Annotated in this window: 18 protein-coding genes and 1 pseudogene; 5 read left to right on the forward strand and 14 right to left on the reverse strand. The window is 36.7% G+C overall.

Annotated elements, in window-relative coordinates; all coding sequences use genetic code 11:
* The first annotated feature begins 2 nt into the window (after positions 1 to 2).
* Positions 3 to 755, forward strand: a complete 753-nt coding sequence (locus EL165_RS25385; RefSeq protein WP_002980565.1) for an SDR family oxidoreductase — start codon at positions 3 to 5, stop codon at positions 753 to 755.
* 5 nt (positions 756 to 760) lie between these two features.
* Here EL165_RS25385 and EL165_RS25390 read toward each other — a convergent pair whose 3' ends face one another.
* From EL165_RS25390 to EL165_RS25455, 14 genes are all read right to left on the reverse strand, one after another.
* Positions 761 to 1,072, reverse strand: coding sequence for a hypothetical protein (locus tag EL165_RS25390; protein WP_002980564.1), 312 nt, complete (start codon positions 1,070 to 1,072; stop codon positions 761 to 763).
* Between the two features lie 69 nt (positions 1,073 to 1,141).
* Positions 1,142 to 2,101, reverse strand: a complete 960-nt coding sequence (locus EL165_RS25395; RefSeq protein ID WP_002980563.1) for a protein-glutamine glutaminase — start codon at positions 2,099 to 2,101, stop codon at positions 1,142 to 1,144.
* Between the two features lie 893 nt (positions 2,102 to 2,994).
* Positions 2,995 to 3,723, reverse strand: a complete 729-nt coding sequence (gene lipB, locus EL165_RS25400; RefSeq protein WP_002980562.1) for a lipoyl(octanoyl) transferase LipB — start codon at positions 3,721 to 3,723, stop codon at positions 2,995 to 2,997.
* Positions 3,724 to 3,754: 31 nt separating this feature from the next.
* Positions 3,755 to 4,489 (reverse strand): tryptophan synthase subunit alpha, encoded by a 735-nt coding sequence (trpA, locus tag EL165_RS25405; RefSeq protein ID WP_041461841.1) that lies wholly within the window; start codon positions 4,487 to 4,489, stop codon positions 3,755 to 3,757.
* Positions 4,490 to 4,583: 94 nt separating this feature from the next.
* Entirely contained in the window at positions 4,584 to 5,762 is a 1,179-nt protein-coding gene (gene trpB / locus EL165_RS25410) for a tryptophan synthase subunit beta (protein ID WP_002980560.1), read from the reverse strand.
* Between the two features lie 3 nt (positions 5,763 to 5,765).
* Positions 5,766 to 6,311 (reverse strand): GNAT family N-acetyltransferase, encoded by a 546-nt coding sequence (locus EL165_RS25415; RefSeq protein WP_002980559.1) that lies wholly within the window; start codon positions 6,309 to 6,311, stop codon positions 5,766 to 5,768.
* On the reverse strand, positions 6,308 to 6,820 hold the full coding sequence (locus EL165_RS25420; protein WP_002980558.1) for a hypothetical protein: 513 nt from the start codon (positions 6,818 to 6,820) through the stop codon (positions 6,308 to 6,310). Before EL165_RS25420 ends, EL165_RS25415 begins: the two co-directional genes overlap by 4 nt.
* 15 nt (positions 6,821 to 6,835) lie before the next feature.
* Complete coding sequence (locus tag EL165_RS25425; RefSeq protein WP_002980557.1) at positions 6,836 to 7,513, reverse strand: phosphoribosylanthranilate isomerase; 678 nt, start codon at positions 7,511 to 7,513, stop codon at positions 6,836 to 6,838.
* Between the two features lie 14 nt (positions 7,514 to 7,527).
* A complete protein-coding gene (trpC, locus tag EL165_RS25430; RefSeq protein WP_002980556.1) occupies positions 7,528 to 8,301 on the reverse strand; it encodes an indole-3-glycerol phosphate synthase TrpC in 774 nt (257 codons plus the stop codon).
* 192 nt (positions 8,302 to 8,493) lie between these two features.
* Entirely contained in the window at positions 8,494 to 9,480 is a 987-nt protein-coding gene (gene trpD / locus EL165_RS25435) for an anthranilate phosphoribosyltransferase (RefSeq protein ID WP_041461840.1), read from the reverse strand.
* A 41-nt stretch (positions 9,481 to 9,521) separates the two neighbouring features.
* On the reverse strand, positions 9,522 to 10,124 hold the full coding sequence (locus EL165_RS25440; protein WP_002980554.1) for an anthranilate synthase component II: 603 nt from the start codon (positions 10,122 to 10,124) through the stop codon (positions 9,522 to 9,524).
* A gap of 60 nt (positions 10,125 to 10,184) precedes the next feature.
* Positions 10,185 to 11,609 (reverse strand): anthranilate synthase component I family protein, encoded by a 1,425-nt coding sequence (locus tag EL165_RS25445; protein ID WP_002980553.1) that lies wholly within the window; start codon positions 11,607 to 11,609, stop codon positions 10,185 to 10,187.
* 249 nt (positions 11,610 to 11,858) lie between these two features.
* Positions 11,859 to 12,500 carry a hypothetical protein gene (locus tag EL165_RS25450; protein WP_002980552.1) on the reverse strand — a complete coding sequence of 214 codons (642 nt, stop codon included), beginning with the start codon at positions 12,498 to 12,500 and terminating at the stop codon, positions 11,859 to 11,861.
* Between the two features lie 188 nt (positions 12,501 to 12,688).
* Positions 12,689 to 13,141 carry a cupin domain-containing protein gene (locus EL165_RS25455; protein ID WP_002980551.1) on the reverse strand — a complete coding sequence of 151 codons (453 nt, stop codon included), beginning with the start codon at positions 13,139 to 13,141 and terminating at the stop codon, positions 12,689 to 12,691.
* A 199-nt stretch (positions 13,142 to 13,340) separates the two neighbouring features.
* Here EL165_RS25455 and EL165_RS25460 point away from each other — a divergent pair, with 199 nt between their 5' ends.
* The 4 genes and pseudogenes from EL165_RS25460 (at position 13,341) to lysS (ending at position 16,750) form a co-directional block, all read left to right on the forward strand.
* Complete coding sequence (locus EL165_RS25460) at positions 13,341 to 13,559, forward strand: hypothetical protein (protein ID WP_002980550.1); 219 nt, start codon at positions 13,341 to 13,343, stop codon at positions 13,557 to 13,559.
* Entirely contained in the window at positions 13,559 to 13,933 is a 375-nt protein-coding gene (locus tag EL165_RS25465; protein ID WP_002980549.1) for a c-type cytochrome, read from the forward strand. Before EL165_RS25460 ends, EL165_RS25465 begins: the two co-directional genes overlap by 1 nt.
* A 3-nt stretch (positions 13,934 to 13,936) precedes the next feature.
* Positions 13,937 to 14,865 (forward strand): annotated as a pseudogene (gene rlmF / locus EL165_RS25470) (23S rRNA (adenine(1618)-N(6))-methyltransferase RlmF).
* A 187-nt stretch (positions 14,866 to 15,052) separates the two neighbouring features.
* Positions 15,053 to 16,750, forward strand: a complete 1,698-nt coding sequence (gene lysS / locus EL165_RS25475; protein WP_002980547.1) for a lysine--tRNA ligase — start codon at positions 15,053 to 15,055, stop codon at positions 16,748 to 16,750.
* Positions 16,751 to 16,991 lie beyond the last annotated feature (241 nt).

Consider the following 16,991-nt stretch of genomic DNA (forward strand, 5'->3'; position numbering starts at 1 on the left):
CAATGCAGAGATTTAAAAACAAAACCGCACTAATTACAGGCGGAACGAACGGAATGGGACTGGCTACTGCTCAGAAATTCATTGAAGAAGGAGGAACGGTTATTATTACAGGAAGAAGTGAAGAATCTGTAAACACAGCTTTGGACAAGCTTGCAAAAAATGCTTTCGGAATCGTGTCCAATGCCGGTAATATGAAAGATCTTATGAATCTTCAGCAGGAGGTTAGAAAATATACTGAGCAGGTTGATTTGGTTTTTGCCAATGCAGGATACGGAAAATTTGCTCCTGTGGAATATGTGGATGAAAATCATTTCGATGAACTCTTCAATGTTTTGGTAAAAGGCCCTTTTTTCACAGTACAGCAGATGCTGCCATTGATGAGAAGCGGAAGCTCCGTTATTTTCAATACTTCAGTAGCAACAGATATTGCTATGCCTAATTTTTCGGTATATTCTGCTGCAAAATCGGCGGTGCAGTCATTCATCAAAACTTTAGCTGTAGAACTTACAGAACGGGGAATCCGTGTTAATGGAGTAAGCCCCGGTCATATTAAAACCAATATTTTTAACAATACAGGTTTAACCGGAGAGCAAATTGAAAGCGCTATCGAAGATATAATTCCTACCATACCTTTTAAAAGACAGGGAGAACCTTCAGAAATAGCTAATGTAGTATTGTTTCTGGCTTCGGAGGAGGCATCATATATCCATGGAGCAGAAGTAAAAGTAGATGCAGGTATTTCAGTAATCAGGTAATATGATTATTGAATCTCTTTCATTTCTCTGATGATATTGGTTTTATTTTCAATACCTATATTATATGCCTTACTTTTCTTAAAGCTTTGGGTTGCTTTTTCCATAAGAGCCTTATAATCCGGAGATTTTTTGGAAAGATAAAATACCTGAGCACTGATGCCAATGGCAACACGCACTACTTCATCAGGTTTATCCGGATTTGCGGTGATATCTGAAATAATAGCGTTATTATACCAGGTTAAATTCTGTGAACCGGAATTACCGGAGCAGGATGCAATCATAATAAAAAGTAATAATAAATAGGACCAGGCTTTCATAATAAAAAGTATTAAATAAAAAGCTCCTGCAATGTATCAAAATAATTGCAGGAGTTCTTTATAAATTAATTAAAATCCACAGCTTGCTACACTTGGTGCTGGGGAAGGAGAACATCCTGAAAGGGATGAGAATATGTTTAATACACAATTGGTATTCACATAGTTGTTATCATACAGTAATGAACCTGACGGACTTCTGTAGTAAACATTTCCTGCTGTATTGGCGTAGGAAGATACAGACGCAGATCCGCAGCTTGTGTTGGTACATGCAGCTCTCCATGCAGAATCTGTTACAGGACCGCTGGAGAATAATGAAGGATCTATGATTCTTTTTTCAACAATTCCTGAAGCATTTTTGAAGCTTACCAAAATTGCTACGTGATATACCCATGATACACAGCATGTTCCTGTAGAAGCTCTCAGATTACCATATACGAACTGCTTTTCACAGTCATAGCCGGCGTTCAATAGGATTTGTCTCATTTTGTGAGCCCTTGCATAACATCCGTCAACCGGATATCTGAAGGTGATACAAGGAGAAGATGCTGTAGAAGTTCCGCAAGCCTGGTTTTTGATCTGGGTAAATAAACTGTTCAGCGTTGCCAGATCAGGAATAACACTGACTGCTTTGTTGCTTTCACCTCTCTCTTGCTTGTTGAATACAGATTTAAAATAACGGATGTCATCATCTGTTGCTTTTTCTACTTTTGCAATTTTATTGGTGTTGACTTTAAGGAAAACATGAACGGGAGTTTCATTCTCAACAGCCTGTCTGATCATGGAAATATAACCTGCATTTTCTTTACTGTCCGCAATTTCATACGGCTGGGCAGTAACCATAAATGAGATTTTAAATTTTCCATCTTCTTTTTCAATCCCTACCGGAACAGTCTTACCGAAATCTTTCATAGCGACTTCGTTAGATTCTTTAGCGACAAGATTCGGGTCCTGGTTGGCACTTGAATCTGAGCAGGCATTGAATGACAGAATCGTCACGAATGCCATCATGGATAACAGAAATTTTTTCATAGTTTTTATATTTTGGTGTTTAGTTTTAGTGAACTTTTTAATTGTAATAGTTCACTTATTTGTGATATTAAAAGTAATAAAAATTAAAATATATGCAAGATTTTTTTTGAAAAAAATACATTATTCTGTTGTGTTTTGATTTTATAATATTGAAAACAACTAAAAAATCTTAGGTTTTTAATAGTAGAATTTTTGAAACATAGAAAATTTTAAAATAGAATTTCGAGATCTGGATTCCTACGGAATGGACAAGGTGGATGGATAATTTATCGCTGAAATAGAAATGTTTTTATTACAAACCTTACTCGCTTTGTCTATTCCGTAGGAATCTAAGCTATGTAATATGGATTAAACTAAAAAACAGTCTCAAGAATAGTAAAATTTTGAAACATAGAAAATTTTAAAATAGAATTTTGAGATCTGGATTCCTACGGAATGGACAAGGTGGATGGATAGTTTATTTCTGACATACAAATATTCTTCAATAAGGTAAGTCTATTTACTCTTTGTCCATTCCGTAGGAATCTAAGCTATGTAATATGGATTAAACCAAAAAACAAGTCTTAAGAATAATATAATTCTGAAAAGCGAGAAGAATTTTAAAATAGAATTCGAGATCTGGATTCCTTCGGAATGGACAAAGTGGATGGATAGTTTATCACTAGAATACGGATGTTTTTACTACGTATCTTTTCTTTACTCGCTTTGTCCATTCTGTAGGAATCTAAACTCTTATTTTATCCTCATTTATTATTACAGGATTTCTGAGTCTGGATTCCTGCGGAATAACAACGTTGTGGATCGTCTATGCGAATAAAAATAATATTATGATAAAACTAAAAGCCCGGTTTCAATAGTTGAAACCGGGCCTATTATATTGTAATTAAACTTGACTATTTATAAAGCAATTCTGCCTGGAAAACATCTGCGAAATGCTTCCTGATCTTTGCCTTCAGCTCCTCCATCTCTACAGGATTCAGTTCTCTTTCAAGTTCTCTTTTTAAAGAAGTCACCTGCTTATCTTTGATACCGCATGGGATGATGTATTCAAAATAGCGCATGTCTGTATTTACATTCAATGCGAAGCCATGAAGGGTTACCCATCGGGAGGCTTTCACTCCCATCGCACACATTTTTCTCGCATAAGGTTTTCCCACATCCAGCCAAACACCCGTTTCTCCCGGAGAGCGCTCTCCCTGAATGTCGTATTCGGCAATGGTTCTGATGATCACTTCTTCCAGATTTCTCATATATAAATGAATGTCTGTAAAAAAGTTTTCAAGATCCAGAATAGGATAGCCTACAACCTGTCCGTAGCCATGATAGGTAATATCTCCGCCACGGTTTACTTTCACGAAAGTAGCATCAATTTCTTTCAGTTTATCAATACCGGCAAGCATATTTTCTTCATGTCCGCTTTTTCCTAAAGTATAAACGTGAGGATGTTCTACAAAAAGAAGGTGATTGGGCGTAGTGGTATGCTGTTCGGCAGGAAGATCTCTGTTTTTTATTTTGGTATCAATGATGTTTTTCATCAGTTGCTCCTGGTAATCCCAGGCCGGCTGATATTCTCTGATCCCTAAATCTTCAAATTCTACTACTTTATTTTGATTTGTATTCATTGCAATTTTTGATATACAAATTTAGTGAATTTTACCCTTTTATAGAATGGATAAAATCTATGGCATTCTTCTTCCAGTTTTTATCCTGAAGCAAAATATTCACAAAGGCTGTTCCTATGATACCGCCATCCGCTTTTTCTGTTACATTTTCAAAATCCTCTTTCGATTTAATTCCAAATCCGATCATCACAGGATTTTTGAGTGGGAGGGAAGCTAATCTGGAAAGGTAGTTTTCATTTTTTAAAACGGCATTTTCACTTCCGGTGGTGGAAGAAGAACTTACTGCGTACAGAAATCCTGAGCTTAAAGAATCCAGATAGATCATTCTTTCATCAGAGGTTTCCGGAGTCACCAGAAAGGTAAAATTAAGATTGTACTGCTTTAAAACAGATTGATAGTTTTTCTCAAACTCAATAGGGGGAAGGTCAGGAAGAATCAGTCCTGAAACACCACTTTCTGCACATGCAGCACAGAACTTTTCAAATCCGAAACTCAATACCGGATTGATATAGCCCATCAGAATAACAGGAATTCTGATTTCGTTTTTTATGGCTTTTAATTGGGACAAGAGTTTTTCAATGGTCATTCCGTTTTGTAAAGCCTGTTCGTGAGCTTTCTGGATCACGGGGCCATCTGCTACAGGATCAGAATAGGGCATTCCGATCTCGATCATATCTGCTCCGGAATCCTGAATCAGTTGTATAATATCAGCGGTATCTTCCAGTTGTGGAATTCCTGCTGTGAAGTATATATTTAGTTTTTTCATTTCTTTCTTTTTTTGTATTGATGTATTCATGTAAAATGTATTTATGATCAGGTTTTATCTGTTAAAGTCATTTTACATGAATACTTTTTACATTTTACAGATTCTTCAGATACGTCTCCATATCCTTATCCCCACGGCCACTCAGACAAATAACAACGACATCGTTTTGATTAAATTTCTTCTTGTCTAAAACTGCCAGCGCGTGAGAACTTTCCAATGCAGGAATAATCCCTTCCAGTCTGGTCAGTTCAAAAGCACATTTTAAAGCTTCGTTATCATTAATACTAAAGAATTCAGCTCTTTTTTCTTTGAATAAATTCGCATGAAAAGGTCCGATCCCAGGATAATCCAGTCCCGCAGAGATAGAATGAGGTTCAATGACCTGTCCGTCTTCCGTCTGCATCACAAGACTTTTGCTTCCGTGAAGCACACCAAGCGTTCCTAAAAATGTAGTGGCAGCAGACTTTCCTGAATCTACACCCAGTCCTCCTGCTTCTGCAGCAATAATTTTTACTTCCTTTTCTTCTACAAAATGATAGAAAGTCCCGGCAGCATTACTCCCACCGCCTACACAGGCAATTACATAATCAGGATTTTCTCTTCCGATTTTTTCTTTAAGCTGTTCTCTGATTTCCTTTGAAATGATGCTCTGGAATCGTGCTACAAGATCCGGGAAAGGGTGAGGACCAACCACGCTTCCAATCACATAATGAGTTGTCACAGGATTGTTGATCCAGTCTCTCAGGGCTTCATTCACTGCATCTTTTAAGGTTTTTGAACCTGAAGTGGCAGCCACAACTTCTGCACCCAGCATTTTCATTCTCGCTACATTCGGGGCCTGTCTCTGGATATCAATTTCTCCCATATAAACGATGCATTGCAAACCCAGTAGAGCACAGGCTGTCGCGGTGGCAACACCATGCTGTCCGGCTCCGGTTTCAGCAATAATTCTGGTTTTTCCAAGTCGTTTTGCCAACAGAACCTGTCCTAAGGCATTATTAATTTTATGGGCTCCGGTATGGTTGAGGTCTTCCCGTTTTAAATAAATCTGAGTCTGATATTTCTGACTTAGGTTTTTAGCAAAATATAGCGGCGTAGCGCGGCCTACATAATTTGTTAGCAAATCCTGATATTCGGCTTGGAAATCTTCGGATTCTATAATCTGAAGGTAATTCTTTTGTAATTCTTCTACATTCGGATAGAGCATTTCGGGGATAAAAGCTCCTCCAAACTCTCCATAATATCCGTGTTCATCGGGGGTTTTATAATTCATTTTTTATTCTTTAGTTATTAAGTAAGCATTGTTTTGAGAACTAAGCTGGCTGAGCAGTTCTTTTCTTTCCTGCGTTGTATGAAAAATCAGAATATCATCATCTTCAGAATTCACCCATTCCGAGCCGGTACTTTCTTTGATCATTTTGGCTTTGTCATGGAGGATTTCAATATCACATTTTTTATAAAAAGGACGAAGATCTGAATGACAGAAACCTATTGCCTCCAGATTTCTTTGTGTGGCATTTTCTTTAAAATGGCGAACCAACGCTGCTCCATATCCTTTCTTTTTATGAGCGGAAACAAGTCCTACCACCTCCGCAAAGGAATATTCATTGTCTGCTATTTTTAAGGTGAAATCAAAATTCACCCGCATAACCGCCAGTACATTTTCATCCGCATCCAGCAGGAAATGAAATTCCGAATCTTTGAAAAAAGTAATAAAATAGGCAGATTTCATGGCGTTCCATGCAGAAATATCCCATAGTTGCAAAATATGTTCTATTTCCCTTTCCCTTAAATCCTGAGTTTCTTTTATCTGATATTTCATGGGTTTAAACTATTAATAAATGTAAGATGGTAATCATATTGTTGTTTGGTGATCAGTTTTTTATAATATAACAACTCAATTTTGTGCAGTAAATCTATTAAGGTTGCTTTATCTATTTTTGACTGATACATCGTGATGGCAATTTCGAGATTATCAATCAAATAATAAGAATCAGAATCGTCATAAAGTAAAAATATTTTAGCATAAATTAATCCTAAGTCATACTTTACTACTGATCTGACATGGTTTTCTAAAAATTTATCCGAAATAATAACCAGGTAATAGCTGTTCCAAAGGCTGATTCTTTCAAAAAAATACTGGATGTCTCCTTCTTCAAAATCTTTAATAATACAGATGAAATCAGACAATAATCCGCCTGCTTCCCAATGTTCCGTGTTACTGTCGTTTTCCGCAACAAAATGGTACAGGGTCTGAATTTTTTCATTTCCGAATTTAGGCGGAAACAGTGTTTTGTAAAATGTCTTTTTTAGCAAATGTATATTCATCATTGTGTGTTTTTTTAGTTATTTATTGTGTTGACAGAGGCTTTTAAATTCTCTTATCCTGTCAATGTTTTTATGGCCGGGCTCTGTTTCAAATTTTGAATTGATATCCAATGCAAAAGGCTGTTGCTTCAGCATTTCAATATTTTCAATGTTGTCTTCTGAAATGCCACCGCTTAAAAAGTAGGGCAGTGGAATCTCAAGTTCATTCAGGATATTCCAGTCAAATTGTTTTCCTGTTCCTCCAAAGGCTTTGCTGTCAGTATCAAAAAGAAAATAGGTGATAGGTTGCAGATTACGGATTGTCCTCTGAAAGTTAAAAATCTGCGTTATTTTCATTTTATTTTCAACTGCATTGTTTCCTATTCTGATGACTTTAATAATACCGACTTCAGGGTTCAGCTTTTGTCTTAGTTCAACAATGAAATCATCACTTTCATCGCCATGAAGCTGAACAAAATTTAATCCGGCCTTTTGCACCATCTGTAGAATGATATCCAATTCTTCATTGACGAAAACACCTGTTTTTCCATGATGATCAATAGCTGAGATCTCTTCCGCACTCAAATGATTCAAGACATATCTGGGTGATTTTTCATAGAAGATAAAACCGAGGAAATCTACATTCATAGAAATCAATTCCTGAATCTGGTCCGGTTTTGTGAGTCCGCAGACTTTGAGCTGAGGTTGCAGGTTCATTACTAATTATTATTTTAAATTTGAGAAGCAAATTCTTCAAACGCTTTGGCCGGATTTGTATTTTTCATAAAATATTCACCCATCAGGAAGCTGTCAAATCCTTTTTCTTTTAAAAATTGAAAATCTTCCAGACTGTAAATACCGCTTTCTGCAACCGACAAAACGCCTTTTGGAAGCTGGTTTTTCAGCTGAACCGAATGCTGCAGATCTACTTTAAAATCTTTAAGATTCCTGTTATTGATCCCAACTAAGTCGATTTTTGAATTGAAATGTTTCAGTTCATCTTCGGTATGAATTTCCAGCAAAACCTCCATTTTCAGTTCGTGGGCTAAGTCTGTAAATTCCTGAACCTGAGCTGGTGAAAGGCAGGATGCGATCAGTAGTACAACATCAGCACCAATACTTTTAGCTTCATAAAACTGGTATGCATCAATCATGAAATCTTTACGCAGAATCGGTATGTTGATGTCATTTCTTACACTGAGAACATCATTTAAATTTCCTCCGAAAAAATCATGATCAGTGAGGATAGAAATTCCACTGGCTCCAAATTTTTCGTAAGCAGAAACAACTTCTAAAGGCTCAGCATTATTGTTGATGATTCCTTTTGATGGTGACTGTCTCTTAAACTCAGCGATAATTCCACTTTTATTTTTGATGGATTCTTTCAGTGAATATGTTGGCCTTCCAAAAAAAGCGGTGTCTTTTAATCGGTCAAGGGAAATGCGTAATTTTGCTGCAGTAACTTCCTCTTTTTTTCGTTCAATAATTTTATCCAGTATAGTCATTTTGTGTGTTAAAATTTAATCAATAATTGTTTTATTTGAACCTTTTTAAACTTTTCCTTTTTTGAAACATTAAGATTGTAGTAAGGTGTTAAGATTATTAAGATGAGCTTTGCTTTAACTTAAAATCAGAATGATTAATCTTAACTACTCTTCATCGCTTAAAAGCTCTTAACGGTTTAAAAAATAATATAACTAATTAATTAAAAGGTTAAAACTATTCAATGCTTTTCCTTTCAGCAGGCTTTCCTGGGCTAACAGCAGGCAGTCATCATACGACCCGAATTTATAGGTGTTGTAAAGTGCTGTTGATGCATTGGCAAGGATTACAGAGTTCTGCTGTTCTGTACCTTTTCCCTCCAAAATATTCATAAATATTTTTGCGGTTTCCTGAATGGAGTTTCCTGCTTTAATATCTTCCAGCGTTACCGGATTGAAACCTAAATCTTCAGCAGAATAGATTTCCTCACCGTTTTTGGTAATGATCTTGCTGTCGCCGGTAAGGCTTATCTCATCATATCCGTCCAGACCATGAACCAGAATAAATTCACGTTCATCCTTTTGAAGAAGATACTGGTAAATCCTGGCAATTTCAAGATTATATACTCCGATCATTGAATATTTAGGTTTTGCAGGATTCACTAACGGACCCAACAGATTAAAAAATGTTCTTAATCCCAGAGATTTTCTCAACAAGCCCACGGATTGCAGCGCAGGATGGAAGTAAGGAGCATGCAAAAAGCAGATGTTGGCTCTTTCAAGATCCTCATTCAATTGTTCCGAGTTGTTTTTAAACTGATATCCTAATTCTTCCAGTACATTGGATGAACCTGTAGTGGTAGAAGCTCCGTAATTTCCATGTTTTGTTACCCTTTGGCCGGCTCCGGCCACTACAAAGCTGGCGAGTGTAGAGATATTGATCGTATCTTTTCCATCACCTCCTGTACCTACAATATCAATGGCATCACTGGAATCGATGTCTACAGAAACAGCCATCTGTAGTAAAGCCTCTCTGAAGCCTTCCAGTTCTTTCAGGGTAATATTTCTCATCAGGAAAACACTGATAAAGGCCGTAACCTCTGCGGAGTTGAACTTATTCTGAGCAATTTCAATCATTGTAGCCTTGGCTTCTGATTTTGAAAGCGTATTATGATTAAACAGGTATTGCAGTATTTCTTTCATTTGAGGTGCTTTTATGGTTGCTGAAGGGTTTTCTGAAGTTTTCATGACAATAGGAAATTTTTAATGATCACTTCACCTTCCGGCGTTAAAATGCTTTCAGGGTGAAACTGTACGCCATGTACATCATATGTTTTGTGCTGTAAAGCCATGATCATTCCGTCTTTATCTACAGCAGTGATTTCCAGCTCTTCCGGGAAACCTTCGGGATTTACTGCCCAGCTGTGGTATCTTCCCACTTCCAATCCTGAATCCAAATCTTTGAAAAGTTTGGTATTTTCTTTCACCAGCTCAGTTGTGGTAGCTACTCCGTGAAAGATTTCAGACAGGTTGATCAGGCTTCCCCCGAAAGCTTCTGCGATAGCCTGCTGTCCGAGACATACGCCAAAGATGCTTTTTGTAGGAGCATATTCTTTAATTAGGTCTAATAAAATACCTGCTTCTTCAGGAATTCCAGGGCCGGGAGAAAGAATGATTTTGTCATATTTTCCGACTTCTTCCAGAGTGATTTCGTCATTTCTTACCACATCTACTTTTTGATTCAGAATTCTTTCAATAATCTGGACAAGATTATAGGTAAAACTGTCATAGTTGTCGAAAACGAGAACTTTAAGCTGTGGCTGCTGAGTATTTATAGTGTTGTTCATTGTTTTTTTTGTTAGATAGTTGCCGATTGTTTTTTTGTTGCTGGTTGATAGCTGGCGAGTTTATTTTTCGACTATTTTTTCTGCTTTTTCAACTGCTTTTTTCAGGGCGTTCAGTTTGTTGTTAACCTCCTGCAGTTCATTTTCAGGGACAGATTTTGCCACCAATCCGGCACCTGCCTGATAAAATAATGTATTGTTTTTACTTAAGAAAGTTCTGATCATAATGGCCTGATTGCAGGTTCCGTTCAATCCTATAATTCCGATACAGCCACCGTAATACCCACGGGAATCTTTCTCATATTGATTGATCAACTGAAGCGCTTTATGCTTCGGTGCACCGCTTAATGTTCCCTGAGGAAATGTGGCAGACACCATTTCAAGAGGATTAATGTCATCAGAAACATCTGCAGTCACTTCACTTACCATGTGAATTACATGAGAGAACAGCTGGATTTCTTTAAGTTTGGTCACCGTTACATTTTTCCCAAGCTTTCCAAGATCATTTCTCGCAAGATCCACCAGCATGGTATGTTCTGCATTTTCTTTAGGATCTGCCTTTAAAACTTCAATCGCCTGAAGGTCAGCTTCAAAATTCCCTGTTCTTTTTGATGTTCCGGCAATCGGATGGATGATGGCTTTATTGTTTTTAATGATTAACTGACTTTCAGGGCTGGAACCAAATAATTTATAATTTCCGTAATCAAAATAGAAGAGATAAGGGGAAGGGTTAATATTTCTCAAAGCACGGTAAACATTGAATTCATCTCCTTTGAATTTCTGTTCAAATCGTCTGCTTAGAACCAATTGAAAAACATCTCCGCGCATACAATGTTTCTGGGCTGTTTTTACCAGTTCAATATATTCTTCATCTGTAATATTGGAGGTTTCCTCACTTGTTTTCTCGAAAGGATAAACAGGAGTATTCTGATTTTTAATAAGGTTTTCCAAAAGGTGAAGCTCAGATTTTACTCCATCAATAAAATTCTCGATAAGATACATCTCATCATTGAAATGATTGATAGCAATCACATATTGGTATAATCTGTATCTCAGGACAGGAATTTCAACTTCTTTGCTTTGTGCTTTAAGGTTTATGTTTTCGAAAAACTGTACGGCTTCAAAGCTTGTATACCCAAAAAGGCTCTGAGCGGTCTGCTCTATTGCGTCATTGGTGGGTTCACATTTGAAAATATTGCGGAAATCTTCAAAAATATCTGTGATATTTCGTTCCATAATAAACTGCTTTACAGGAGCAGATGCAGGAAGTTTAATTTCGTATTCATTGAGGTTTTTTACTTCAATTCCGGCAATCGCATTTACCGCAATAAAGGAAAAGTTATTATCAATGCTTTTTGAATCTGAACTTTCCAGAAGAATCGTATCACGGAATTTATCCCTGATCTTGAGGTAAATATTCATGGGAGTATGAAGGTCTCCCAGTGTTTTTTTCGAAACAGTTTTTATTTTGATTGTGTCTGTAAACATCTTTTTGTTTTTATTGGTAAGATTTATGAATAAAAAAAGGCTTCAACGGTATCCGTCAAAGCCTATATATTGTTTTTTGATTATTTCTGCTGTAATTAACAACATGACAATACCTTCAGACCCGACGAAGAGTTTGAAAGCCACCACCAATTATTGTTATTCATATTTAACATGGGACAAATGTAGAAATTTTTTTGATACCAGGACGAAAAAAAATCAGAAAATAAAAAAACTTAACATAAGAATCTCCTATTTAAGCTGTTTGAGCTCCTGTCGCAATTCCTCGATTTTCTTATTGTAATTTTCATCATCATAGTCTTTCACATAATTTTCAAGGGCATCAATATATTCTTTAATGAATTCCTTATTCGTCCTGTCTGCCTCGTATTTGATTTTTGCAGAATTAACAGGAGCCAGTTTTTCATTCTGTAGTAAAATTTTTCCTTCCCTGGATTGGTCATAAAGGATGACAATATTTTTTTCATAGCCCGGAATGTATTTTACAGGTATATCCTTATCACCAGGTATTCTGATCGAATTTCTGATAGGGTAGATGGCTGCAGTAGTGGTAGAGAAAAAAGTAGTGGTATACTTTCCGTCCTGTTTTTTCACAATGGCTTCGTAATCATGAATGTACATGTCATTCAGAGTAGAATTTGTTTCTACATCAGAGGTGATAATAGCTGTGCTTTCAACACCATATTTGTTTAAAAACCACGCATTCAGGAATTGTCCTCCGAATCCGTTTAATATTGCCAGAGGAATGATAGGAATTAAAAGCCAGGCTTTTTTGGTCAGGTATGAAAGTCCTCCAAAGAATACCAGCAGAAGGATCACAGTATAAAAACCATGATGACTGATGAAAAACAGAATTTTTGAAATTAAAACCATGGATTAAAGATAACTATAATAATCTTTTATTTAAACGCTATGTTCGCAAAGATGTTATTAAATAACTGTTAAAACGATTGCAAGGGCGTTTCCCTCAGCAAAAGACGTTGTCATTAGCTGAACGAAGTGCCCTTGCGAACCAATAGGGTTTTATGATAATTACTTTGCGAACATAGCGTTTGAACTATTTATTGTACCGGCTCAGACAAAGGAGTGTCAGGCGTTCCACTGTAGAAAACAATCAGGGTTGCTCCCTGGTCGCCGGTTTTACCCCTGTGGCCGGTATTAACCATTTCAGGTAGTACCTGACCTTTTCTTACCCATTGTGTTTTGCCGTCTTCTTTTCTTTCAATCTGGATTTCGCCTTTTTCTACATATGCTGCATTAATGACCGGATGTTTATGCCAGTTCAGAGCCGAATTGGGAGGGACGGCAATTTTAAGAACTGAGATTTCCGGCTGTGATGAAGGATAGGCGGGATACGTTGTTCCGTCCCAGGATTTTGTTGTTTTTAAAAGCGTTACCGATTCAATTTTATCAGAATATTCTGATTGCGGCTCGTTTGAGGAGTTGTCACATGACAGAAGGAGGGAAGCCAATACAACAAAGAGCGTTGTACCTGATACATTTTTTTTAATCATACATTTTCAATTAATATGTTGAGTGTTGGTTCGGATTATCCGATTTGCAAAAATAACAACTTATTTAAAATTCTCCGATGTTTGAATTATTTTTATTGTTTGATTAAGATGATGGCCTTAAAAATATTTCCTCAAAGAAAACATTTGTCATAAGTTTAAAAGTTTATTTTTTATATTTTTGCTTCCAAATTAGAAAAAAATGAAAAAAGTATTAGCAATCGCATTTATCGGAGGTTTATTATTGACAGGCTGCAAAAAAAAGCCGGATCACTCTTTACAGGATAGCAACACAATGCTTGAGGAACCGGAAGCAACTACAGTTGTAGATTCTACTGCTAAAACTGCTGCTCCAGCTGCTGCAACTCCGGCTGCACCTGCACCTGAAGCTGCTAAAACAGATTCTACAGCGAAGAAATAATGAAAAAAATACTTTTGGCAGGAATAACGGGTCTTGTGATTCTTTCCTGTTCTAAAAAAGAAAATACAGCAGAAGTGGCAGCTTCTTCTGAAACGTCTACTGTTTCAGAACCGGCAAAATCTAATCTTTCCGGTGATCAGATCATCGAAACATTGGATTGCTCAGGATGTCACTCTGTGAATGAAAGAATGGTAGGACCTTCTTATAAGGAAATTGCAGGGAAATATTCTGAAAAGGATACCGAGCTGCTTGCTTCCAAAATTATAGAAGGCGGAAGTGGAGTATGGGGAAGTGTGCCTATGGCTGCCCATCCACAGGTGTCAAAAGAAGATGCCAAAAAAATGGTGGAATATATTTTGAGTCAGAAGAAATAAAATATGTCCGCTGAAAAATCCAGTCTGCACACAAGAAACCTGCATCGTAATCCCTATGATTTTGATCAGCTTATTTCTTGTGTGCCGGAACTGAAACACTATGTTTTCACAAATGCTTATCAGACGGTAACCATTAATTTCAGCATTCCAAAAGCAGTCAAACTGCTCAATAAAGCTTTACTCTTACATTTTTATCATATTAAAGGCTGGGATATTCCGGACACCAATCTTTGTCCACCCATTCCGGGAAGAGCAGATTATGTTCATTATATTGCCGATCTCTTAGCAGAACAGCTTGATGAAATTCCCACAGGTAATTCTGTAAAAGGTCTGGATATAGGGACAGGTGCCAATCTTGTCTATCCTTTAATCAGTCACAGATCTTATGGCTGGACGATGATGGGAACAGATATTAATCAGGATTCTTTGAAAAATGCTCAGCATATTTTAGATCAAAACCCGGATCTGTCTTCCGTTATTCAGCTGAAAAGTCAACCTGATGCAGACCATATCTTTGTCAATATGATCAAACCTGAAGACAGATTAACTTTACAATGTGCAATCCTCCTTTTCATGATTCTGAGGAGTCTGCCATGAAAGGAAATATCAGAAAAATGAAAAATCTTCATCAATCAAAGAAATCAAAACCTCTACTTAATTTCAGCGGCCAGCAGTCTGAGCTATGGTGTGAAGGTGGTGAACTGGCATTTATTACAAAGATGATTCACGAAAGTGCATTATTTTCAACACAGGTGCTTTGGTTTACCTGTTTGGTTTCTAAAAAAGATAATCTCAATAAACTGACGAATCTTTTAAAGAAAGTAAAAGCTGCAGAAGTGAAAACCATCGATATGGCCCAGGGGCAAAAAATAAGCAGAATACTTGCCTGGACATTTATTCCTCAAAAAGATAGAAAAAGCTGGTTTATTTAAAATTCAAAGTCCAAGGTTCAAAGTTTAAGGTTATAGCACAATCATTCAAATCTGTAATCTTGCATTTCTAAACACGTATCCCGAACCCAATATCCCGCATCTTTACCACTTTTTAAAATTTCTTAAAAAAGCCATTGACGGTCAAGTCAAAAATGCCTAAATTTGTACGCTTTTAGAAAAATAAGAAATGCAATTATCAGAACAAGAAATCATTAGAAGAGAAAAGCTGAACAAGCTTACTGAAATGGGGATTAATGCGTTCCCTGCGGATGAGTATACAATTACAGATACTACAGAATCTATAAAACAGGATTTTTCTGAAAGTAAACAGGTAAAGATCGCTGGTAGATTGATGTCCCGCAGAATTCAGGGGAAAGCTTCTTTCGCAGAATTGCAGGATTCTAAAGGAAAAATTCAGGTTTATTTCAACAGAGATGAGATCTGTCCGGGTGAAGATAAAGAACTATATAACGAAGTATACAAGCACCTTTTGGACATCGGTGATATTATCGGTATCGAAGGAGAATTGTTTACCACGCAGGTAGGAGAGAAGACTGTTTTAGTGAAAAACTTTACGCTTCTTACAAAAGCTTTACGTCCTCTTCCTCAGGCTAAAACTGACGAATACGGAGTGGTACACGATGGCTTTACAGATCCTGAATTAAGATACAGACAGCGTTATGTAGATTTAACGGTAAATCCGCAGGTAAAAGAAATTTTTGTGAAGAGAACAAAATTGTTCAATGCCATGAGAACTTTCTTTAATGATGCAGGATATTTTGAAGTAGAAACTCCAATCCTGCAGTCGATTCCAGGGGGAGCAGCAGCAAAACCGTTTATCACGCACCATAATGCCTTGGATATTCCATTATATTTAAGAATTGCCAACGAATTATATCTGAAGAGATTGATCGTAGGTGGTTTTGACGGAGTATATGAGTTCTCTAAAAACTTCAGAAACGAAGGAATGGACAGAACCCACAACCCGGAATTTACCGCTATGGAAATCTATGTGGCTTACAAAGATTACAACTGGATGATGGATTTCACTGAGAAATTATTGGAATTCTGCGCGATCCAGGTAAATGGTACTACAAAAGCTACCTTTGGGGAACATGAAGTTGATTTCAAAGCGCCTTACCCAAGAGTTTCTATGACAGAAGCAATCCTGAAATTTACAGGTTTTGATATTACTGGAAAAACTGAGCAGGAATTATATGATTTTGCTAAGTCTATCGGTATTGAAGTGAATGAGACAATGGGTAAAGGAAAACTGATTGATGAGATTTTTGGTGAAAAATGTGAAGGAAACTTCATCCAGCCGACTTTCATTACAGATTATCCGATCGAAATGTCTCCATTAACAAAGAAACACAGAAACAAAGAAGGCTTAACAGAGCGTTTTGAATTAATGGTGTGCGGTAAAGAAATCGCAAACGCTTATTCAGAGCTTAATGATCCTATCGATCAGAGAGAGCGTTTTGAAGCACAGATGGCATTATCTGAAAGAGGAGATGATGAAGCAATGTTTATCGATCAGGACTTCTTAAGAGCATTGGAATACGGTATGCCGCCAACTTCAGGATTAGGAATCGGAATGGACAGATTGATTATGTTCTTAACAAATAATGCATCGATTCAGGAAGTATTATTCTTCCCTCAGATGAGACCGGAAAAAGCTGCACCGCAGATTGAATTGGGTGAGGACGAAAAAGTAATCCTTGAAATCCTTAATTCTCAGGAAGAGCCGATGGCTTTGGCTGAAGTAAAACAAAGAAGCCAGCTGTCCGGTAAAAAATGGGATAAAGCTTCCAAAACTTTGACAAAGAACAATATTGTGAAAGTTGAAAAAATTGACGAAAATCTTTTGATGAAATTAGCTTAGGATTTCTCAGAAAATATAAATAAAAAAGGTACAGTGCTATGCTGTACCTTTTTCTTTTTTCAGCAGTAATTCCTTAAAGTAATCCGGTAATTGTCCGGTGTTAGCCTCAATAAAAAAATATACTTTATTATCTAATATTTATTTTTTTGCTGTATTCTTAATATTATGTTTATTTATTATTTTATTTTTTTAAGACAAAACTATGCTTTGAATGCTTTTTAATAAAATAAATGTAATTTAA

The sequence above is a fragment of the Chryseobacterium gleum genome, from assembly GCF_900636535.1.
Taxonomy (GTDB): domain Bacteria; phylum Bacteroidota; class Bacteroidia; order Flavobacteriales; family Weeksellaceae; genus Chryseobacterium; species Chryseobacterium gleum.

Coding starts and splice junctions, on each gene's coding strand:
- EL165_RS25385 (WP_002980565.1), top strand. CDS start 3: ATGCAGAGATTTAAAAACAAAACCGCACTAATTACAGGCGGAACGAAC.
- EL165_RS25390 (WP_002980564.1), bottom strand. CDS start 1,072: ATGAAAGCCTGGTCCTATTTATTATTACTTTTTATTATGATTGCATCC.
- EL165_RS25395 (WP_002980563.1), bottom strand. CDS start 2,101: ATGAAAAAATTTCTGTTATCCATGATGGCATTCGTGACGATTCTGTCA.
- lipB (WP_002980562.1), bottom strand. CDS start 3,723: ATGAATACAAATCAAAATAAAGTAGTAGAATTTGAAGATTTAGGGATC.
- trpA (WP_041461841.1), bottom strand. CDS start 4,489: ATGAAAAAACTAAATATATACTTCACAGCAGGAATTCCACAACTGGAA.
- trpB (WP_002980560.1), bottom strand. CDS start 5,762: ATGAATTATAAAACCCCCGATGAACACGGATATTATGGAGAGTTTGGA.
- EL165_RS25415 (WP_002980559.1), bottom strand. CDS start 6,311: ATGAAATATCAGATAAAAGAAACTCAGGATTTAAGGGAAAGGGAAATA.
- EL165_RS25420 (WP_002980558.1), bottom strand. CDS start 6,820: ATGATGAATATACATTTGCTAAAAAAGACATTTTACAAAACACTGTTT.
- EL165_RS25425 (WP_002980557.1), bottom strand. CDS start 7,513: ATGAACCTGCAACCTCAGCTCAAAGTCTGCGGACTCACAAAACCGGAC.
- trpC (WP_002980556.1), bottom strand. CDS start 8,301: ATGACTATACTGGATAAAATTATTGAACGAAAAAAAGAGGAAGTTACT.
- trpD (WP_041461840.1), bottom strand. CDS start 9,480: ATGAAAGAAATACTGCAATACCTGTTTAATCATAATACGCTTTCAAAA.
- EL165_RS25440 (WP_002980554.1), bottom strand. CDS start 10,124: ATGAACAACACTATAAATACTCAGCAGCCACAGCTTAAAGTTCTCGTT.
- EL165_RS25445 (WP_002980553.1), bottom strand. CDS start 11,609: ATGTTTACAGACACAATCAAAATAAAAACTGTTTCGAAAAAAACACTG.
- EL165_RS25450 (WP_002980552.1), bottom strand. CDS start 12,500: ATGGTTTTAATTTCAAAAATTCTGTTTTTCATCAGTCATCATGGTTTT.
- EL165_RS25455 (WP_002980551.1), bottom strand. CDS start 13,141: ATGATTAAAAAAAATGTATCAGGTACAACGCTCTTTGTTGTATTGGCT.
- EL165_RS25460 (WP_002980550.1), top strand. CDS start 13,341: ATGAAAAAAGTATTAGCAATCGCATTTATCGGAGGTTTATTATTGACA.
- EL165_RS25465 (WP_002980549.1), top strand. CDS start 13,559: ATGAAAAAAATACTTTTGGCAGGAATAACGGGTCTTGTGATTCTTTCC.
- lysS (WP_002980547.1), top strand. CDS start 15,053: ATGCAATTATCAGAACAAGAAATCATTAGAAGAGAAAAGCTGAACAAG.